19 protein-coding genes and 1 other annotated feature are annotated in these 17,975 nt (G+C 52.2%); of the genes, 10 read left to right on the top strand and 9 right to left on the bottom strand.

The genetic code is table 11. From position 1 onward, the window contains the following. Positions 1-84 precede the first annotated feature (84 nt). Positions 85-267, top strand: a complete 183-nt coding sequence (locus PUT07_RS29710; RefSeq protein ID WP_274472401.1) for a DUF5325 family protein — start codon at positions 85-87, stop codon at positions 265-267. Positions 268-372: 105 nt separating this feature from the next. On the opposite strand, the gene trpS is transcribed toward PUT07_RS29710, so the two are convergent. Further along, a complete protein-coding gene (trpS, locus tag PUT07_RS29705; RefSeq protein ID WP_274472400.1) occupies positions 373-1,356 on the bottom strand; it encodes a tryptophan--tRNA ligase in 984 nt (327 codons plus the stop codon). A gap of 66 nt (positions 1,357-1,422) precedes the next feature. Beyond that, positions 1,423-1,690: a binding site (T-box leader), on the bottom strand. A 112-nt stretch (positions 1,691-1,802) separates the two neighbouring features. Here trpS and PUT07_RS29700 point away from each other — a divergent pair. Then, positions 1,803-2,939, top strand: a complete 1,137-nt coding sequence (locus PUT07_RS29700) for a permease (RefSeq protein WP_274472399.1) — start codon at positions 1,803-1,805, stop codon at positions 2,937-2,939. A 50-nt stretch (positions 2,940-2,989) separates the two neighbouring features. Here the strand turns inward: PUT07_RS29700 and ilvD are convergent, their stop codons facing one another. The 3 genes from ilvD to PUT07_RS29685 all read right to left on the bottom strand — a co-directional run bounded on the left by ilvD (position 2,990) and on the right by PUT07_RS29685 (position 5,938). After that, positions 2,990-4,675 (bottom strand): dihydroxy-acid dehydratase, encoded by a 1,686-nt coding sequence (gene ilvD, locus PUT07_RS29695; RefSeq protein ID WP_274472398.1) that lies wholly within the window; start codon positions 4,673-4,675, stop codon positions 2,990-2,992. Positions 4,676-4,794: 119 nt separating this feature from the next. Continuing rightward, positions 4,795-5,439, bottom strand: a complete 645-nt coding sequence (rnhA, locus tag PUT07_RS29690) for a ribonuclease H (protein ID WP_274472397.1) — start codon at positions 5,437-5,439, stop codon at positions 4,795-4,797. Positions 5,440-5,452: 13 nt separating this feature from the next. Next, a complete protein-coding gene (locus PUT07_RS29685; RefSeq protein ID WP_274472396.1) occupies positions 5,453-5,938 on the bottom strand; it encodes a hypothetical protein in 486 nt (161 codons plus the stop codon). A gap of 156 nt (positions 5,939-6,094) precedes the next feature. Between PUT07_RS29685 and PUT07_RS29680 the strand changes: the two genes are divergently transcribed. After that, entirely contained in the window at positions 6,095-6,328 is a 234-nt protein-coding gene (locus PUT07_RS29680) for an alpha/beta-type small acid-soluble spore protein (RefSeq protein WP_274472395.1), read from the top strand. A gap of 108 nt (positions 6,329-6,436) precedes the next feature. Here the strand turns inward: PUT07_RS29680 and PUT07_RS29675 are convergent, their stop codons facing one another. Next, entirely contained in the window at positions 6,437-7,429 is a 993-nt protein-coding gene (locus PUT07_RS29675) for an ABC transporter substrate-binding protein (RefSeq protein ID WP_274472394.1), read from the bottom strand. 184 nt (positions 7,430-7,613) lie between these two features. Between PUT07_RS29675 and PUT07_RS29670 the strand changes: the two genes are divergently transcribed. Beyond that, positions 7,614-8,636, top strand: coding sequence for a FecCD family ABC transporter permease (locus PUT07_RS29670; protein ID WP_274472393.1), 1,023 nt, complete (start codon positions 7,614-7,616; stop codon positions 8,634-8,636). Then, positions 8,633-9,682 carry a FecCD family ABC transporter permease gene (locus PUT07_RS29665; protein WP_274472392.1) on the top strand — a complete coding sequence of 350 codons (1,050 nt, stop codon included), beginning with the start codon at positions 8,633-8,635 and terminating at the stop codon, positions 9,680-9,682. Before PUT07_RS29670 ends, PUT07_RS29665 begins: the two co-directional genes overlap by 4 nt. A gap of 56 nt (positions 9,683-9,738) precedes the next feature. Here PUT07_RS29665 and PUT07_RS29660 read toward each other — a convergent pair whose 3' ends face one another. Continuing rightward, positions 9,739-10,107, bottom strand: coding sequence for an O-methyltransferase (locus PUT07_RS29660; protein ID WP_310189253.1), 369 nt, complete (start codon positions 10,105-10,107; stop codon positions 9,739-9,741). Between the two features lie 277 nt (positions 10,108-10,384). Here PUT07_RS29660 and PUT07_RS29655 point away from each other — a divergent pair, with 277 nt between their 5' ends. Beyond that, the gene (locus PUT07_RS29655) at positions 10,385-11,644 is read left to right on the top strand and encodes a methyl-accepting chemotaxis protein (RefSeq protein WP_274472390.1); all 1,260 of its coding nucleotides are present in this window, start codon (positions 10,385-10,387) and stop codon (positions 11,642-11,644) included. 69 nt (positions 11,645-11,713) lie between these two features. On the opposite strand, the gene PUT07_RS29650 is transcribed toward PUT07_RS29655, so the two are convergent. Continuing rightward, positions 11,714-13,522 carry a M3 family oligoendopeptidase gene (locus PUT07_RS29650; RefSeq protein WP_274472389.1) on the bottom strand — a complete coding sequence of 603 codons (1,809 nt, stop codon included), beginning with the start codon at positions 13,520-13,522 and terminating at the stop codon, positions 11,714-11,716. Positions 13,523-13,675: 153 nt separating this feature from the next. On the opposite strand from PUT07_RS29650, the gene PUT07_RS29645 reads away from it, so the two are divergent. The 3 genes from PUT07_RS29645 to PUT07_RS29635 are packed head-to-tail and all read left to right on the top strand — an operon-like array spanning position 13,676 to position 15,227. Beyond that, the gene (locus PUT07_RS29645) at positions 13,676-13,840 is read left to right on the top strand and encodes a YycC family protein (protein ID WP_274472388.1); all 165 of its coding nucleotides are present in this window, start codon (positions 13,676-13,678) and stop codon (positions 13,838-13,840) included. Positions 13,841-13,845: 5 nt separating this feature from the next. Next, on the top strand, positions 13,846-14,079 hold the full coding sequence (locus PUT07_RS29640; protein WP_274472529.1) for a hypothetical protein: 234 nt from the start codon (positions 13,846-13,848) through the stop codon (positions 14,077-14,079). Between the two features lie 41 nt (positions 14,080-14,120). After that, the gene (locus PUT07_RS29635) at positions 14,121-15,227 is read left to right on the top strand and encodes a GGDEF domain-containing protein (protein ID WP_274472387.1); all 1,107 of its coding nucleotides are present in this window, start codon (positions 14,121-14,123) and stop codon (positions 15,225-15,227) included. Between the two features lie 67 nt (positions 15,228-15,294). On the opposite strand, the gene PUT07_RS29630 is transcribed toward PUT07_RS29635, so the two are convergent. After that, positions 15,295-15,996, bottom strand: a complete 702-nt coding sequence (locus PUT07_RS29630; RefSeq protein ID WP_274472386.1) for a DUF2225 domain-containing protein — start codon at positions 15,994-15,996, stop codon at positions 15,295-15,297. Between the two features lie 44 nt (positions 15,997-16,040). Next, positions 16,041-16,433 (bottom strand): globin domain-containing protein, encoded by a 393-nt coding sequence (locus PUT07_RS29625; RefSeq protein ID WP_274472385.1) that lies wholly within the window; start codon positions 16,431-16,433, stop codon positions 16,041-16,043. 275 nt (positions 16,434-16,708) lie between these two features. On the opposite strand from PUT07_RS29625, the gene ylbJ reads away from it, so the two are divergent. After that, on the top strand, positions 16,709-17,947 hold the full coding sequence (gene ylbJ, locus PUT07_RS29620; protein WP_274472384.1) for a sporulation integral membrane protein YlbJ: 1,239 nt from the start codon (positions 16,709-16,711) through the stop codon (positions 17,945-17,947). Positions 17,948-17,975: the final 28 nt, after the last annotated feature.

The raw sequence follows: 17,975 nt of genomic DNA, 5'->3' as shown, positions 1-17,975 counted from the left end.
ACGGGTAAAAAAGTTTAAAATAAAACAAGGATCATCGAATACGCCGTCTTCACGGACGCAACTTCTAGAAAGTAGGTCACGTTCATGAGTAAACCGCTCGCACTTCTATTCGCTGTCATCGGCACGCTGCTGCTGGCTTCCATTTCACTATTTATCGCCCTTCGGCAGCCTTGGATGGTTCTCGTTTGCGCGATCATTTCGCTAATATTCATCGGCTACGGCTTCGCCGTCAAAGCGAAGATCCGCAAAAAAAATTCCCGGCCGTAACGTCACCGGATATCACCAACAATGCATACGCAAAAAGGAATGGGCATCAACGCCCATTCCTTTTTTGTGCTGCTTAGCCAATGTCAACCGGCCTTTGATCTTAGACTACAAGACTACAAAGCCCATCCGTTTCTTCACTTCAAGCAGCGTTTCGTTAGCCACCTCAGCGGCTTCCCGCGCGCCTTTTCTCAAAATATCGAAGACTTCTCCCGAACGGCGAATTTCTTGGTAACGCTGTTGAATCGGCTCCAGGACAGCAACAACCTGTTCCGCCAGATCCTTCTTGAAGGGACCATAGCCCTGCCCGTCGTACTTGGCTTCGATCTCAGCGACGCTCATCTCGGCAAAGTGCGAGTAGATCGAAATCAGATTGCTCACTTCCGGCTTGTTCTGCGGATCATATTTCACTTCGCGGCCCGAATCGGTAACGGCACGGCTCAGCTTCTTGCGGATCACAGACGGATCGTCCAGCATCGCAATGTAGCTGCCTGCGTTCGGAGAGCTCTTGCTCATTTTCTTCGAAGCATCATCCAAGGACATGATTCTGGCGCCAATTTCAGGCATATACGGCTGTGGCATCACGAACATTTCCCCGAAACGGTTGTTGAACCGGTTCGCCAAATCGCGCGTCAGCTCCAAATGCTGCTTCTGATCGTCACCAACCGGGATAAGATCGGCATTGTACAGCAGGATGTCCGCCGCCATCAAGGAAGGATACGTGAAGAGACCTGCTCCTACGGAATCTTTGCCCTCCGACTTGTCTTTGAACTGGGTCATCCGCTCCAGCTCTCCCATATGCGTCAACGTCGTCATAATCCAGCCGAGCTCCGCGTGCGCCGGAACGTGGGATTGCAGGAAGATGGATGCTTTATTCGGGTCTAACCCCGCCGCAATGTACAGCGCAGCGATAGATTCCGTCTGTTCCTTCAGCGCCGCAGGGTCCTGCGGTACGGTAATGGCGTGCATATCCACGACCATGAAATAGCAGCGGTGCAAGTGCTGAAGCTTCACATAATTGCGCAGCGCCCCGATATAGTTGCCGATTGTCAGCTGTCCGCTGGATTGCATACCTGATAATACTCGTTTCATCGAGAGTCCCTCCATCGTCTACATCAACTTGATCAATCTAAAAAAACAACAAAAAGGCCTCTCCCCGCAAGGGACGAGAGACCGTGGTACCACCCTAATTTGTCATTGGGGCACTTCAGCCGCCAAGACCTTCAGGCTCTTGTAACGGAGAGCAGCCGTTCGGCATACTTGTCAGCGCAGGACTTCATTCCGGCCTAGGTTCCGGCGATTCCTATGCTGTGTTCAGCCTCAAGCTCAAGGATCCATTCGATTTGTTCGTTTCACCGGTTCGCACCAACCACCGGCTCTCTGAGAAACGGGAGACAAATGTACTTGTTCCTGTCATCGCTAATTGATTTTCTATTATTATACACCTTGACTTTGGATTGTCAACCGAGGTCTTTGTCCTATATAGCCCGGCATGGACATAGGTATAGATATTATCCGGAAAAAGGGGTGTCGACGAATTGTCATCAACACTATACCGGTGGAGCCTTCCCATCTCCACTTTGATTTGTGTACTTCTCCTCTACCTCATCGTGACGACGAGAGAGCTTCCGCAAGCGGGGGTGCTTCTGTATGATACGAAGCTTGTTTTTGCCTCCTTCATGGACATCTTCCTGGATGCCCTGCCCTTCATGCTCATGGGCGTCATCCTGTCCACCGTCGTGGAGAACTTCATTCCCGAGGGATACATTCGGAGATTGACGCCCAAACACCCGCTCGGCGGCATTCTGTTCGCCTGCGTGCTCGGCATCATGTTCCCGCTCTGTGAATGCGGCATGATTCCTTTCGTTCGCCGCCTGATGCGCAAAGGCATGCCGGTCTACATCGCCGTCATCTTCATTCTCGTCGGACCGATTCTGAATCCGATCGTGTTCGCTTCGACCTTCATGGCATTCCGCGGCGAGCCGGAGATGGCGTATTCGCGCATGGGACTTACCTTCGGCGTGGCACTTGTCGTGGGACTTCTCCTCACACGGTTCCTGAAGAGCAACCCTTTGCGCCATGCCGTGCACGTTCATGATCACAATCACAATCACGACGATCACGATCACGATCATGCTCATAACCATACCCTTAGCCATCCTCATGAACACTCCCACAACCACATTCATAACCACAGCCATAACCACAGTCATAACCACAGTCACGACCATCATCATGACCACCACGGTCATCACCACGCCCACGGCGACAGCCGATTGGCGACCATGCTCAGCCACGGCACTTCCGAGCTGATCGAGATGAGCAAGTACCTGATGCTCGGCGCCTTCCTGACGGCACTGATCCAAACCTTCGTCGCCCAAGACAGCTTGTCCGCCATCGGTCAAGGAACCCTTGTCTCACACGTCTTCATGATGGGCTTCGCCTACCTGCTTTCCCTGTGCTCCACAACGGATGCTTTCGTAGCGGCCTCCTTCGCCAGAACGTTCTCGCCGGGCTCCCTGCTGGCCTTCCTCGTGTTCGGCCCGATGATCGACGTCAAGAGCACGCTCATGATGCTCTCGATCTTCAAAGCGCGCTTCGTCTTGACGCTCTCCATCGTCGTTGCCGTTACGGTTTTCGCTGGTTCGCTGCTGTTCTTGCATTTCTTTCTGTGAATGGGTCAAAAAAAACTGCCGGAGCTCGCAAAGCCCCGGCAGTTTTTTAATTAGATTTTCAAAATCGCGCCTGCACTCGCATTCGTTACCATTTTGGTGTAACGCGCCAAGTAACCGGAACGGATTTTCGGTTCGAAGCCTGCCCAGTTCTCGCGGCGCTTCGCAAATTCTTCGTCGCTGATTTGCAGCTCGATTTTGCGGCCGTCCATATCCACATCGATAATGTCGCCGTCTTGTACGAAAGCGAGAGGTCCGCCCTCTGCCGCTTCCGGAGACATATGCCCGATGGAAATACCACGGGATGCGCCCGAGAAGCGTCCGTCCGTGATCAGGGCCACTTTCGCGCCTAGACCCATACCGACGATCTGTGAAGTTGGCGCCAGCATTTCCGGCATACCAGGTCCGCCTTTTGGTCCTTCGTAGCGGATTACGACGACGTGGCCTTCTTTCACTTGGCCGTTAGCAATGCCATGAAGCGCTTCGTCTTGGGAGTTGAAGCAGATCGCAGGACCGATGTGGCGTCCGCCAACGGATTTGTCAACCGCGCCTACCTTAACGATACTGCCTTCCGGCGCCAGGTTACCGAACAATACAGCAAGTCCGCCTCTTTCGCTGTGCGGGTTGCTTAATGGATGGATGACGTCCGTGTTCTGGATCTCGCAGCCGGCTACGTTCTCGCGGATCGTATTTCCGGTAACCGATAGACGATCGCCGTCGAAAGCGCCCGGCTTCTTCAGCAGCTCATTGATAATTGCGCTCACGCCGCCCGCCAAATGCACATCTTCAATGTGATAGTCCGAAGCCGGTGCGATCTTCGCCAGATGAGGAACGCGCTCCGCCACTTCGTTGATGCGCGCGATCGGATAATCGATACCTGCTTCCGCAGCGATAGCCAGCGTATGAAGCACGGTGTTCGTGGAACCGCCCATCGCCATATCCAGCGCGAACGCGTTGTCGATCGCTTCGATCGTCACGATGTCGCGAGGCTTGATATCTCTCTCGATCAGTGTCATCAGCTGTTTCGCGCAATCTTTGACGAATTGCTTACGCTCTTCGGCAACAGCCAGAATCGTGCCGTTGCCCGGCATAGCAAGGCCCAGACCTTCAGCCAAGCAGTTCATGGAGTTCGCCGTGAACATACCGGAGCAGGAACCGCAGGTCGGACAGCCGTATTGCTCAAGCTCTTCCAGACCTTTCTCGTCGATTTTACCGGCTTGATACGCGCCCACGCCTTCGAAAACGGAAGACAAGGAGATCGATCTGCCGTTCTTATCTTTACCGGCTTTCATCGGACCGCCGCTGACTAACATCGTCGGGATGTTAACGCGAAGCGCGCCCATGATCATGCCCGGTGTAATTTTGTCACAGTTAGGAATACAGATCATGCCATCGAACCAGTGAGCGTTAACGACCGTTTCCAGGGAATCAGCGATAATTTCACGGCTTGGCAAGGAATAACGCATACCGATGTGGCCCATCGCGATACCGTCGTCAACACCGATCGTGTTGAATTCGAACGGAACGCCGCCCGCTTCGCGAATGGCTTCCTTCACGAGCTTACCGAATTCTTGCAAATGCACATGTCCAGGAATAATGTCTATATAAGAGTTACAAACCGCGATAAACGGCTTGCCGAAATCTTCCTCTTTAACGCCGGCTGCACGCAGCAAACTGCGGTGAGGAGCGCGGTCGAATCCTTTTTTAATCATGTCGCTGCGCTGTTTTGGATGAGCCATACTGTATTCCTCCTAAATTCCATTAGTTAATTTTTAAAAAATAATGAATCTATCATAACACACTTTTCGTCAAATTTCTCCCTTTCGTGTACTGACGCGTCAACGTAAAAAATAGGAGATTATTTTCTTCCAAAATCTGCTTTGATTTCTCCCCACTTCTTCGTATCCCATTTCACGATTTTGTTCGTGTAGGTATGGCTGCGCAGCCACTTCAAAGCGCGGTCCACCAACGTCCAGATTTCTTCCGTAGAAGCGTCGCGGACAAGGTTGGTGGATACTTCTTTCTTCCGGATCCAACTCAAAGCCGTGACGGAATCCGTATAGATCGTCTTATTGCTTCCAAGCTTCTGCAAGTAAGCCAGACCATGCACGATGGCCAGAAATTCACCCAAATTGTTCGTTCCTTTGGCAATCGGCCCCTGATAGAATAGGATCTCGCCTGTTCGCGTATCGACGCCTTTATATTCCACAATGCCCGGATTCCCCGAGCAGCCTACGTCCACGGACAAGCTGTCGTAGTCGACCTCCGGAGCGGTCTCCGGAGTTGCCGGCTTGCCGGACTTCGACGCAGACGACCCTGCTCCCGAGAAATTCAGCGATTTCTGCCAACCTTTCTCGAACGCCTGTCTGGCTTCCGCTTCCGATTCGTACGATTTGAACCGCGCTTGCGGGTACCCGTTCGTCTGTGCCTGACATTCCGCCCATGACCGGTAAATGCCGGGTTTATGCCCGACCCAAACGACATAATATTTCGCTGCTGCCATCCCATTCACTCCGTTATTGTTGATGTAATTGCTCCACGAGTTCTTCTACAACCTTCACGGTGTCGGCATAATAAGGCCTGTAATCCAAGCCTTGAATGAAGGCTAGATACGTTTCCCCGATTCGCAGAACCTGCTTTCTGTAGTCGGACACGGCAATCAAATGGTTCTCAAACTTGCGGTGCGTCCCATCCCCGCGTTCTTCAACGGAAATGAGCTCCAGCTCATTCCGATCCTTGTGATGCACGACGAAAGAGAAGCCTCTGCACTCCGGGTCCCCGCAGCCGCACACGAAGAACGGCATCTTCACCCATTCGTCCGGCGGTGCGAACCGATCGGGCTCCGTGTCATGCAGAGCACTGTACAATAAAGCAGGAAGTCCTACATCAATGCAGAGAGGCTCCTCGATCAGGATGCTCCCGTCGACCGCCATGCGGACATCCGCTTGTATGATTTGCAAATCTTTGTCGAGCGACCAGCCCTCCACGGATAGTTCGAACATTGATTTCCCCTCCGTTTCTCCTCATTTTTCTTATTATATCAAAGACTGTCCAATCCCGCTTCTAACCCGTCTATTTCGTGGTGGAAATTTCCAGTTTTTTTGACGAGTATATTTGACAAAACAGATTATACTACCTACTACTGGAGGTGATATCAGATGGCACAAAATCGCAACAGCAACACCTTGGTTGTTCCACAAGCGAATGCCGCTTTGGATCAAATGAAATTTGAAGTTGCTCAAGAACTGGGCATCCAAATTCCTCAAGACGGCTACTACGGCTACATGACTTCCCGTGACACAGGTTCCATTGGTGGAAACATCACTCGTCGCCTTGTTCAAATCGCTGAACAACAACTTGCAGGCGGCAGCGTGAACAGATTCAGCAGATAATCGTCTCTCCTATACTTAAACAAGTGAGGGCTATCCTTTTTAAGAAAGGAAGCCCTCCTTTTTGTTGTGTAAAGAAAAAGGACTGCCCCGTCAGCAGTCCTTCCTTGATTAAGGCTGGATATTGTAGATTTTGTACAGATCGTCCAGCATGATATTAGCCGCTTTCACACCGCCTGCTGTGTTCCAAGTGGCATCGTTAACTTTCACCAGCTTGTTCTCTTTCACAACTTTGAGGTTTTTCCAAAGCGGATCGTTCATCCACTCTTCCTCTTGCTTCGTGCCTTTGCCGTCGCCGGTTTCGTATGTGAAGTAGAAGACGCGGTCCGCTGCATCAAGCTCTGTCAGACGCTCCTTCGTAATATCTTCGAACGATTTCTCATCGCTCTTCGCATCCGAACGGGCAAAGCCGATTTGTTTAAAAATAACGCCTGTAAACATATTTCCATAGTAGAAACGAGTTTTGCCTCCCATGAAACGTACAACAGCGACCTTCTCTTTCAGCTTGTCGCCGGCTTTGCTTTTGAAATCATCAATACGTTTATCGAAAGCTGCGATCACTTTGTCGCCTTCCGCTTTCTTATTCAATGCCTCCGCATACAGGGCGAAGTTGCTTTTCCACTCGCCGCGCAGCGTCTCTGCGAATACCGTTGGCGCGATCGCTTTCAGCTGTTCATATACTTTCTCCTGGCGCATTTTGTTCCCGATAATCAAGTCCGGCTTCAGAGAGGCAATCACTTCCAGGTTCGGCTGAGATTCGCCGCCCACTGTCGTTACACCTTCCATATCAGCTTTGATATGATCGAACCATGGCTTACCCGTGAAGGATTCTACGGCCCCGACCGGTTTCACGCCAAGTGCAAGAAGAGCTTCCGTTCCTTCATTCGTCAAAATAACAACGCGTTTCGGCTGAGCCGGAACCGCGGTTTCACCCATAGCATGCTTAATGGTACGAGGAGCATCCGATTTAGCGGACTCTTGCGGTGCTGCGGATGCTGACGGCTGTGCCGCAGGCTTCTCTCCGCATGCTGTTAAAACAATAGAAATAACAAACAGAATCGCAACAAGAGACCATGCTCTCTTTCGTTGATTTTTGGCAAACATCTGACCTTATTCCCTCCACGCTCTCTATGTGTTGATAACGATTATCATTATCTTGCACATATCGTACTTCTTTCCGTGCCATCTGTCAATCGAAAATGATAATGATTCTCAAAATCGTTGACTTAATTAACCTTAGTTATTAAAATAAACAAAGCAAGAAATATAGGGAAGCAGGCATTTATAGATGAATAATTCAAGCAATGAACGTACATATCGTATTTATAAAAGTCTAGGACTTCTCGCCGCTATCGCCGTTCTGGCCGTGCTGATGATCTGCAGCGTCAGATTCGGCCTGCATGCCTATACGTGGACTCAGGTTACGCAGTCGTTCGACAGCACCGCCAAGCCGTCCAACGAAGCGATCATCATCCAAACGGTGCGCATTCCGCGAGCGTTAATCGCCGCACTCGTAGGCGGAAGCTTGGCCATCGCAGGTGCGCTCATGCAGGCCATGACGCGGAACCCGCTTGCTTCGCCCAGCATCTTCGGCATCAACTCCGGGGCCGCCTTCGCCATCGTGCTCTCGGTCGGATTCTTCAACGTCACCAGCCTCTCGCAGTTCACATGGATTGCGTTCCTCGGCGCCGCCGTCAGCTCAACGCTTGTCTATGGCCTCGGCTCCTTAGGCCGCGACGGGCTCACGCCGATGAAGATCACGCTGGCCGGCTCAGCCATGACGGCCTTCTTCGCCTCCTTGACCCAAGGCATTCTGCTTGGGAACGGCAAAGCGTTCGATCAAGTCCTCTACTGGCTTGTCGGATCGGTTGAAGGACGTACCATGGCCATGCTCCAATCCGTCTATCCTTATGTCCTGCTCGCCTGGGTCGGCGCATTCATTCTCTCGCCGCACATCAACATTCTCTCCATGGGAGACGATGTTGCGAAGGGGCTCGGGCAGCGCACCGTCTATATTAAGTTCGTCACCGCCGTCGTCATCGTCATCCTGGCCGGAGGCTCCGTCGCCGTCGCAGGGCCGATTGTGTTCGTCGGGATTATCATCCCGCATATCGTCCGCTTCCTCGTCGGCATCGACTATCGCTGGGTTATTCCCTATTGCGCGATTTTCGGCGGGATATTGCTTGTCGGCGCAGACATCATCGCGCGGTTCATCGTCATGCCGAAGGAAGTTCACGTCGGCGTAGCGACAGCTATTCTGGGAGTTCCCTTCTTCATCTACATCGCACGCAAAGGGGGGCTTCTGAAATGAGGAAATCAGGCCGCCATGTCACCGTTCGCAGTAAAATCTTTTCATATCGGATTAGCAAGAAATCAGTCCTTGTATCGCTATCCCTGCTCATTGCGGTCATCGTCGTCATGATTCTTAGTACGGGAATCGGCAGCATCTATATCAAGCCGGCCGATGTCGTGCGAGCCGTCTTCGGCTATGGGTCGGACCCCAGCACCATGATCGTCAGATCTCTGCGTCTGCCTCGGGTGATCGTCGCCGTCCTGATCGGGGCTTCGCTCGGCGTTGCCGGGGCGATCCTGCAAGGGATCGTGCGCAACCCGCTCACGTCACCGGATACGATCGGCTCCACCGGCGGCGCAACACTGGGCGCCGTATCGTTTTTCTTCTTCTTCTCGGATAAAATCAGCATCCACTGGCTGCCTGTCGCCGCGATTCTCGGTGCCTTCACCGCCACCTTGCTGGTGTACGCTCTATCCTGGAAGAACGGGATTACTCCGCTGCGCCTCGTTCTGATCGGCACCGGCTTCACAGCGGCGATGAGCGCGCTCTCGTACCTGATGATGATATCCGGTCCCATCATTTTGGCGAATCAATCGTTGACCTTCATGACCGGCAGCATCTACGGCGTATCCTGGCAGAAGGCTGTCTATCCGCTGCTTCCTTGGGTGGGCATATTGATTCCGGCCATCTTCCTGTATGCACGGCATATTACCATACAGTCCTTAGGCGAAGACATCGCCCGGAATGTGGGGAGCAGCGTACAGCGCCAACGCTTCTTCCTTATTCTTCTAAGCGTCGCGCTTTCCGGAGCGGCGGTAGCCTTCGGCGGCGCCATCAACTTCATCGGACTTATGGCGCCTCACATCGCGCGCAAGCTCGTAGGTCCCAGCTTCGGCTCGCTGATCCCCGTCTCCGCGCTGACCGGCTCCTTGCTGCTCCTGCTGGCGGATCTCGCCGGACGCTTCCTGTTCAAGCCGCTGGATATTCCGGCCGGCGTCTTCACAGCGGCAATCGGCGCCCCGCTGTTCATCTATGTCCTCTACCGCAGCAGAGATCGCGGTTAACGCAGCAAATCCCCCTTTCCTATTCAGGATCGGGGGATATTTGGTATGAATGAGTGCTACATCGTTTGGGCGAGACTCGCCATATTATAATTGCTTTCAAAACTGATACTGGCCGACAGCATGTCATGCCGCACGGTATAATCAAACATGATTTCACCGTGAGTCCAGCCTTTTTTCCTAGCAAGAGAATCAATCGCCATCTGGCGAAACGACCGGTACTGCTGCTCCGTTAATCCCTTGTTCGACCAAGCCGGCAGCACGCCGTCCTTGCCCTCGAAGGGAAGATGCTTCACTCCGAACTTGCCGATCTCATCATTGCGAATATGAACAAAAACCGTGCCAGAGCTCGTATGCGACAATTCCTCCTTCAATTTTCGAAATACCAGATCAATTTGTCTGGCAAGTGCGCCTTGATCCAACCTCATCATATTCCTCCTTATGCTATTATTTTTTACTTATTATGTATATTCCAAGATTGTAGACCTATTATAAAACTCTATTTGACAATTTTCAACAGTTTATTCTAAATATTCACGCAATTCTGCTATTTTTTATCATTTCTTAATCATTGCTCCAAAAGAACTACGATTGCGAACGATTTTTGTCGAAATGATGTAGAATGTTTCCAGATTCAATGTTATAATTTTCAAACATAAGCCATTCATCCTGCATAAATAACAAATTTCGCGAGGAGTCGGTCAGATGGACAAAATGTCAAACCTGTCGTTTCGTAAAAAATTACAGCTGGGTTGCTATGCATTAATTGGATTGAACTGTGTATTTTTGTTAATTCTTTCGTTTGCTTCAGAATGGAACCGCTTACTAGGAATTATTTTCCTTGTCGTTCTTCTGGCCCTCAGCTATCCGTTCATCAAATGGTTTGAGAATCAATTGACGGAACCTGTGGCGGATCTGTCCCGCATCGCGCTCAACATCGCCAAAGGGGACTTCTCTCAGAAAGTTAACGTAACTTCCGACGATACGCTTGGCCAACTGGGGCAATCCTTCAATAAAATGATCGATAAGCTCCGCGATATTCTTCGCGATACGGGCTCTATTTCCAAACAGGTTTTCCAAACCAGCCGCGATATTTATTCCAAGAACGAAAATTTCCGCGGTGTTCTGGAGCAAGTGAGCATATCCGCCCATGAGTTGGCAGCCGGCGCCGGACAAATTTCCGAAGAAGTTTCGGGCGTTTCCATTACTTCCAAAGATATCGAAGTGAAGCTCGTCACCTATGCCGGTTCGACCAAGGAGATGAAGGACCGCTCCGATCACATGATGTCTCTTGTTGAGAAAGGCCGCATTTCCGTAGAAAGCCAAGGCATCGGCATGAAACGGAATGTGGAGGTCACGGGGCAAGTCTCCGAGACCATTGATATGCTCGCCCGTCAAGCGGCCGGCATTTCGAACGTTACCCGCGCCATTTCGGAGATTGCCGAGCAGACGAACCTGCTGTCCCTTAACGCTTCAATCGAAGCGGCCAGAGCCGGCGAGCACGGGCGGGGCTTCGCCGTCGTCGCCTCCGAGGTGCGCAAGCTTGCTGAGGAATCGACTTCCTTGACACGCGAGGTGTTCGGCTTCGTCAAAAGCATCGAGCAAGGCATTCAGGATGCGATTCGCAGCATCCAAGTCAACGAGGATGTCGTGAAGAAGCAAACGGTGCTCATCGATCAAACCGAGACGGTATTCGCGCAAATTGTGGACAGCGTCGGCTTCATCTCTGAAGAAATCACCCGTTTCGCCGAAGAAAGCGAGCAGATGCTAATCAGCTCGGGGCAGATCGCCGCTGCCATGGAGAACATCTCCGCCATCACGGAGGAGTCCGCCGCCGGCACGCAAGAAGTCTCGGCATCCATGAACGAGCAAATCGCCACCGTACAAGGGATCGTATCCCAAGCGGAAGAAATGACTCGTGTCGTCACACAACTGCAGCAGACGATTCAGGTATTCAAATTATAAACCTCAGGTAACGCACAACAAGCTGGCGCCGTATGCAACGGGCCAGCTTGTTTTTACATCAATCGTTCGTTATGCGCGAACCTTGTCTTCCGTCAGCTTCATGAACTCTCTGACATCTTGGATGGCCATATCCACAGCGCTTTGCCAGAAATCCGGCTTCGTCAGATCAACGCCCAGATGCTTCTGCGCAAGCTCCTCTACGTTCATGCTGCCTGTGTCTCGCAGCAAGGCGACGTACTTGTCTTCGAACGCGGGACCTTCCTGCACAGCGCGTGCATAGATGCCGCTGCTGAACAAATAGCCGAACGTATACGGGAAGTTATAGAACGGCACGTCCGTAGCGTAGAAGTGCAGCTTGGCCGCCCAGAAATGCGGATGATAGCTGCTTAACGCATCTTTGAACGCAACCTTCTGAGCGTCCACCATCAGCTCGTTCAAGCGTTCCACGCTGACGAGCCCTTGGCTCCGCTCCGCGTAGAAGTTCGTTTCGAAGATGAACCGCGCATGAATATTCATGAAGAACGCGATCGCCCGCTGGATTTTGTCCTCGAGCAGCACAATCCGCTCTTCATCCGTGGCGGCGCTCTTCACCACCGCGTCCGCGACGATCATCTCGGCGAAGGTAGACGCCGTTTCTGCGACGTTCATCGCATACTCCTGCGCCAGCGCAGGCATATTCGTCATGACGTGCTGATGGTACCCGTGGCCGAGCTCGTGCGCTAGCGTAGATACGTTGTTAAGCGTGCCGCCGTACGTCATGAAGATGCGAGTCTCCCCCGCCACCGGGAACGAGGTGCAGAAGCCGCCGGGACGCTTGCCCGGGCGATCCTCCGCTTCGATCCAGCGGTTCTCGAAGGCCTGCTCGGAGAACGCGGCCAGCTTCGGACTGAACCGCTCGAATTGCTCGACGATCAAGCTCGCTCCTTCATCGTAAGAGATCTTCTTCGACGAATCGCCTAGCGGAGCATCCACATCGACCCAGGCTAATTTATCAACGCCCATCAATTTCGCTTTGCGACGCAAATATTCGACGAAAATGTCTTTATTGCGGTCGATTACCTCCCACATCACCTGGAGCGTTTTCTCCTCCATGCGGTTGATGGTTAGCGGCTCTTTATGTATGGAGTTCCACCCTCTGTACTTATACACTTGCAGACGGAACCCTGCCAGATGATTCAGCGCCTCCGCACAGTAATCTTCTTGGTCCGTCCAGGCCTGCTCCCATTTCTCGAACAGCGCCAGACGCTCTTCCCGGTTCTCCGTATGCAGCTTGTTGAAAGCTTGACCGGCTGAAAGCTCCACGGTCTCGTCGTCCACCTCAACGGACATACGGAATTGACCAACGGTCGAATTATACAAGTCGCCCCACCCGTGATAACCGTCTACGGCCAAATCGTTAATTAAAGCTTCTTGCTCCGGCGACAGCTTCTCTTTGGCCAACGCCCGGCGTTCGTCTAGCGGGAATGCAACGGCTTGGAACGGTTGTTGCTGCAGCAGCTCCGTCCATACCCCGTCCGGAATGCCGGTCAATACTTGATCGAAGTGCGTAAGCGACGATTGATACTCGGCTTGCAAGCTTTTCACTTGGCCATTGAGCGCAGGAGCTTTCTTATCCTTCTGATTGTCGGCCAGCAGACAGCCTACGAAGGAATCCGCTTCATGAATATTCATCAAATTACGCTGAAGCAGCTCGACCAGCTTGGCCAGCCCTGCCGAATCGGAAACCGCTTGCGGGGAAGGCGTGTTCCGCACCTGCTCTTGGAAAGCGGCAATCGAAGCCTGAAGCTCCTTCAGATGCGCTGCGAATGCGGGAGAATCGCTTCCGCCAGGGAAAAAGGTTTCTAAATTCCATGTTTGATTAAGAGGTAAATGAAGCAAAATCATCACCTTTCCTTTCCATCTTTTATTAAATCATAAAGGATGCATGGCGGGCAATCATCGCAATCTTCCTCATTGCTTATAGGTAAAAAGTATGATTCAATGAAGTAAAGTTCCTGCAAACTAATTCGGAACAGGATGGTGTGATGAACAATGAAACCGTTACAAATTTCTCCAGAAACAGCTGTTAAGCTGGCCGAGCAGCTTGGCGTGCCCTTGGAGCATCTCATGCATATGCCACAACATATTTTACTTCAGAAAATTGCCGAGCTTGCCAAAAACTCCGCATCGGAATCCGGCGAAGGGGACAAGAAGTAACCATGCTGGTCCCTTTTGCAAACACATGGCCTTATGACATCATCATGAAGGACATTTATGTGGCCGAATGTCCGTTTTGCCATAGCCCCAATGTGCTGCTGCCGCTCAAAATCCACGAACTGAAGTCCATTCACGAAGGCAAAAAAAAGCTGCTTGTGTTCCCATGCTGTCACAATAGACTGACGCTCGTCGACACAGACCGCGATTACTTATTGGCGGATTCCGCTATCCGCAAGTAACATTTGCTGCTTTCACAGCGCGAGGAGTAGAAAGAGTATTTATGCACGAGTATCTCGTTCCATTGACAAGTGCGTGCACTTTAATCACGCTCAATTATGTAGCGATCAAAGTTCGCAGCAAGATGCTGATTGATTCGTACGAGAAGCTGATTGCCCCTTTGCTTACCGGCCTCGCATGTATCATCATGATGCTGGAGCCTTTGCCGGCGCCGCTAGGTCTCGTCGATCTGCGGTCCTTGCCCATTTTCATGGCGGGGCTGCGTTACGGCTTGCCAGTAGCCCTGATCTCGACGATATTGCCGGCGGGCTTCGGCCTCCTCTCGCAGGAAAGCCATGCCTGGTTCAACATCACGCAAGATCTGATTGCCCCAGCGCTCATCAGCTCCTTCTTCCACAATAAAGAATACCGCGGCGGCTTCTTGGACATACCTATTCGCCATGGGCTCCAAATATGCTCCTATGTCTTCATTCTTCGGCTTATCACTCACGCTCTGCTCTCAGACGGGCTGTCCTGGGCTTATGCCGGGGATCTGCTCTTCATGCTCGCCATCATGGCCGCTGCCTTCATCACGGTGATCGTGATGGTGAACGACGAGAACAAGAGTTGGCGGATGCAGCGGCAGTTGGAGCTGCAAGCCAACCAAGACAGCTTGACGAAGCTGCCGAATTTGCGCAGCTTCATGCCGATCGCGAGCAGCGCCTTAAGCAAGCGCCCCATCACGATCATGATGATTGATCTCGACAACTTCAAAATGTACAACGACCTGTTCGGGCACCTGGAAGGCGATCAACTGCTGCGGGAGCTGAGCGGCGTTCTGCGGTCCCATCTCTACGAGGAGGATTATCTGGCCAGATATGGCGGTGAAGAATTCATTCTGCTCAGCATGGAGGCCGATCCGATTCGCCTGAGCCTGTACGCGCAGCGATTGTGTTTCCAGGTGGCGGAAGCTTTCCGGCATAAGAACCACTCGGTTCCCGCGCCCATTACGATCTCCATCGGCATCGCGACCGCAGGTTCGCCGCAGGATGAATTGTCGCAAATTATCTATGAAGCGGATCAAGCGTTGTATGCGTCCAAGCATCAGGGGAAGAATCGGTTCACGCACTACAGTGAAATCGGAATTGAAACGCAAAAAATGAACGCTTAGCCACACGGGGGAAGTTGCCTTCAACCTCGCTTGGATAAGCGTTCTTTGGATTATAAGCCGATATGATTTAAGTGGCTTGCTTCATTTCTTCCGGCAGCTCCATACGGATCGCCAGCATATCCTCACGTGTAGCCACCCACTGCTCGCGGCTCGCCCGAATCATCCCGGCGTCCATAATTTTGCGGTCGTTAATGATGCGCGAAAACCATTTGACCGCTTCATTGAACCGGCCCAGCCTGCGGTTGAGCTCGCCCATCAAATACATGAGCCGGGCGTTGTTAAGGTCCATTCCCTCGGTCTCATATACGCTCACATAAGCATCCAGGGCGAAGGTCAGGAACCGCTTCTCCTGCTCCCAGTCGCCGACCGATCTGTACAGCCACGCCAGATGATGCAGCAGTCCGGCGATGACACGGGACTTCTCCTCCTTGATCTGGGCGCTGATCAGTGCAAGCTTGTAGGTTTGCAGCGTATCCTCGAACGTTCTCTCGCCGGAATAGCTGCGCATCGACCAGAACTTGGCGACTTTCTCATAGAAGGCTTCCCGTTGTTCCGGCTTCCACTTGTCCGAGAAGTTCTCCGTATGCGCATAACCGCAGTAAGGACAAATTCTTACGACGTAATAGTCGGGATTAATCGTTTTATAATGAACACAGAAGTCGGTATCTGTTTTGCTCGCTTTTTTGAAGCTGGGGCGAACCTTCATGGATTTGAAGGAGTTGTCGCAATAGGTGCACTTTACGGATATCTCATACAAAGGTTCAACCATCTTGTAACCCCGCCTTTATCGGATAATAGTGTAGGTAAGAAGAACTATTCTTCTTCGGGTGTGTTCACAAAGTGATATGCGGAGCCTTTCAACCTCAGGAGTAAAAAGTCCCGGAGATCTTCCGGCAGGCCTACTTCTTCCATCGCTTCGGCCATACAGCCCAGCCATGCGTCCGCACGCTCGACCGTAATGGGAAAAGCCATATGCCTCGCCCGCATCATCGGGTGCCCGTGAACATCCGAGTACAAGGTCGGTCCTCCGAAAAACTGGCTCAAAAACATAGATTGCTTATCCATAACGGGTCCAATATCCGAAGGAAACAGAGGCGCCAGCAACGGATGCTTCAGCACTCTAGGGTAGAAGGCCTCCACAATCCGGCGAATCGTCTCCGCTCCCCCCATCCATTCATACAGCGTATTGCGTTCCTGCTCTGACATTAGGAAATCCTCTCTCTTGTTGGCTTAGTAATGCTCTACATCCTCATCCCCTGCATGCATGAGCGTCTCTCGAATGACATACACGAACAGACAAACGACCAACCCGGCAATGATACCTGTCATTTGAATCACTCCCGACGCCTAGGATATAAGACTACCTATAGTTCTATTTTACCATAAAACAACTTGCTTAGCAGTACCAAAGTCTAAGTTTTTTAGGCTGGCATGGATGTCCAAGCCACTTCATATAGTTGAGGAAGAGGAGGTGTAGGCCCATGCAGCAACGAAACTTCACGGCTGCGTTACTCACGGCTTTTGTCGTGATTGCCATTATTCTATGCTTATTTGCGTTTCCTCATGCCGGTCTTGGCGCCGCCTTACGCGGCGTTTCCATTTGGTGGGACGTGCTCTTCCCCGCCCTGTTCCCGTTCTTCGTCATTTCCGAAATCATGCTTGGCTTCGGCATCGTGCATTTCTTCGGCACACTCCTCGATCCGATGATGCGCCCCGTGTTCCGCATTCCGGGCATCGGCGGCTTCGTCCTGGCCATGGGATTCGCCGCAGGCTATCCGGTCGGCGCCAAATTAACCTCCCAGCTATGGGAGCAGAAGCTCGTGAATCGCGAAGAAGGGGAACGGCTTGTGGCGTTCACCACGAGCTCCGATCCGATCTTCCTGATCGGCGCCGTCTCGATTGGCTTTTTCCACGACGCCTCCTTGGCGCTCATTCTGGCTGTAGCCCACTATGGAGGTTCACTCTTTATCGGGCTTATGATGAGATTCCATGGGCGCAAAAGCATGCCGACCTTGCAGACAAGCGTCAGCCAAGGCTCCGTGTGGAAACGCGCATTCGACAACATGCATAACGCGCGGATGTCCGACGGCCGCTCCGTCGGCTCCCTGCTCAGCCAGTCCATCCTGCAGTCGCTGAACTTAATTTTCGTCGTCGGCGGACTTGTCGTCTTCTTTTCCGTCGTTCTGGAGGTTCTGACCCAGGCAAGTGTGATGAACGCTATGTACCTGCTGATTGACTTTATCCTGCGCTTCGCAGGACTGCCGCTCGAACTGTCGCAAGCGGTCATGAACGGACTGTTCGAGGTAACGCTAGGGGCCAAGGCTGCGGGCAACGCTCCGGCGGCGCTTGCCCTCTCCAGCAAGGTGGCGATCGGGGCTTTTATTTTATCGTGGGGCGGCATGTCCGTTCATGCGCAAATCGTCTCCTTGCTGAGCCACACCAACTTGCGTTACGTCCCCTTTCTCTTCGCCCGGCTGGTTCACGCCCTGTTGTCCGCCGCCATTGTGCTGATCATCTGGGAGCCTATGCAAAGGTTTCGGGGCTCGCAAGCCGTCTTCCAGGCGCAGTACGATCCGGCCGCTCCGGTCCTCAGCTACCTGAAGCTGCTGCTTCCAGTTAGCGGAACGGTCATTTTCGCAGCGTTTACAGTCATTGCCGGCCTCTTCGCTGCATATTCCTTACTAAAACTTGTGTATGAAAAGGTTGGTGGAACAAGATAATAGGGGTAATTAGAATCAAAATCATAAA

This window comes from Paenibacillus sp. MAHUQ-63 (genome assembly GCF_028765165.1).
GTDB lineage: Bacteria > Bacillota > Bacilli > Paenibacillales > NBRC-103111 > Paenibacillus_E.
The sequence above is the reverse complement of the archived record's forward strand: the minus strand, read 5'-3'. Positions and strand labels throughout refer to the sequence as shown.

Coding starts and splice junctions, on each gene's coding strand:
- rnhA (WP_274472397.1), bottom strand. CDS start 5,439: ATGGCAGCAGCGAAATATTATGTCGTTTGGGTCGGGCATAAACCCGGC.
- PUT07_RS29635 (WP_274472387.1), top strand. CDS start 14,121: ATGCACGAGTATCTCGTTCCATTGACAAGTGCGTGCACTTTAATCACG.
- PUT07_RS29655 (WP_274472390.1), top strand. CDS start 10,385: ATGGACAAAATGTCAAACCTGTCGTTTCGTAAAAAATTACAGCTGGGT.
- PUT07_RS29660 (WP_310189253.1), bottom strand. CDS start 10,107: ATGAGGTTGGATCAAGGCGCACTTGCCAGACAAATTGATCTGGTATTT.
- PUT07_RS29630 (WP_274472386.1), bottom strand. CDS start 15,996: ATGGTTGAACCTTTGTATGAGATATCCGTAAAGTGCACCTATTGCGAC.
- ylbJ (WP_274472384.1), top strand. CDS start 16,709: ATGCAGCAACGAAACTTCACGGCTGCGTTACTCACGGCTTTTGTCGTG.
- PUT07_RS29710 (WP_274472401.1), top strand. CDS start 85: ATGAGTAAACCGCTCGCACTTCTATTCGCTGTCATCGGCACGCTGCTG.
- PUT07_RS29645 (WP_274472388.1), top strand. CDS start 13,676: ATGAAACCGTTACAAATTTCTCCAGAAACAGCTGTTAAGCTGGCCGAG.
- PUT07_RS29625 (WP_274472385.1), bottom strand. CDS start 16,433: ATGTCAGAGCAGGAACGCAATACGCTGTATGAATGGATGGGGGGAGCG.
- PUT07_RS29685 (WP_274472396.1), bottom strand. CDS start 5,938: ATGTTCGAACTATCCGTGGAGGGCTGGTCGCTCGACAAAGATTTGCAA.
- PUT07_RS29680 (WP_274472395.1), top strand. CDS start 6,095: ATGGCACAAAATCGCAACAGCAACACCTTGGTTGTTCCACAAGCGAAT.
- PUT07_RS29665 (WP_274472392.1), top strand. CDS start 8,633: ATGAGGAAATCAGGCCGCCATGTCACCGTTCGCAGTAAAATCTTTTCA.
- PUT07_RS29670 (WP_274472393.1), top strand. CDS start 7,614: ATGAATAATTCAAGCAATGAACGTACATATCGTATTTATAAAAGTCTA.
- PUT07_RS29675 (WP_274472394.1), bottom strand. CDS start 7,429: ATGTTTGCCAAAAATCAACGAAAGAGAGCATGGTCTCTTGTTGCGATT.
- trpS (WP_274472400.1), bottom strand. CDS start 1,356: ATGAAACGAGTATTATCAGGTATGCAATCCAGCGGACAGCTGACAATC.
- ilvD (WP_274472398.1), bottom strand. CDS start 4,675: ATGGCTCATCCAAAACAGCGCAGCGACATGATTAAAAAAGGATTCGAC.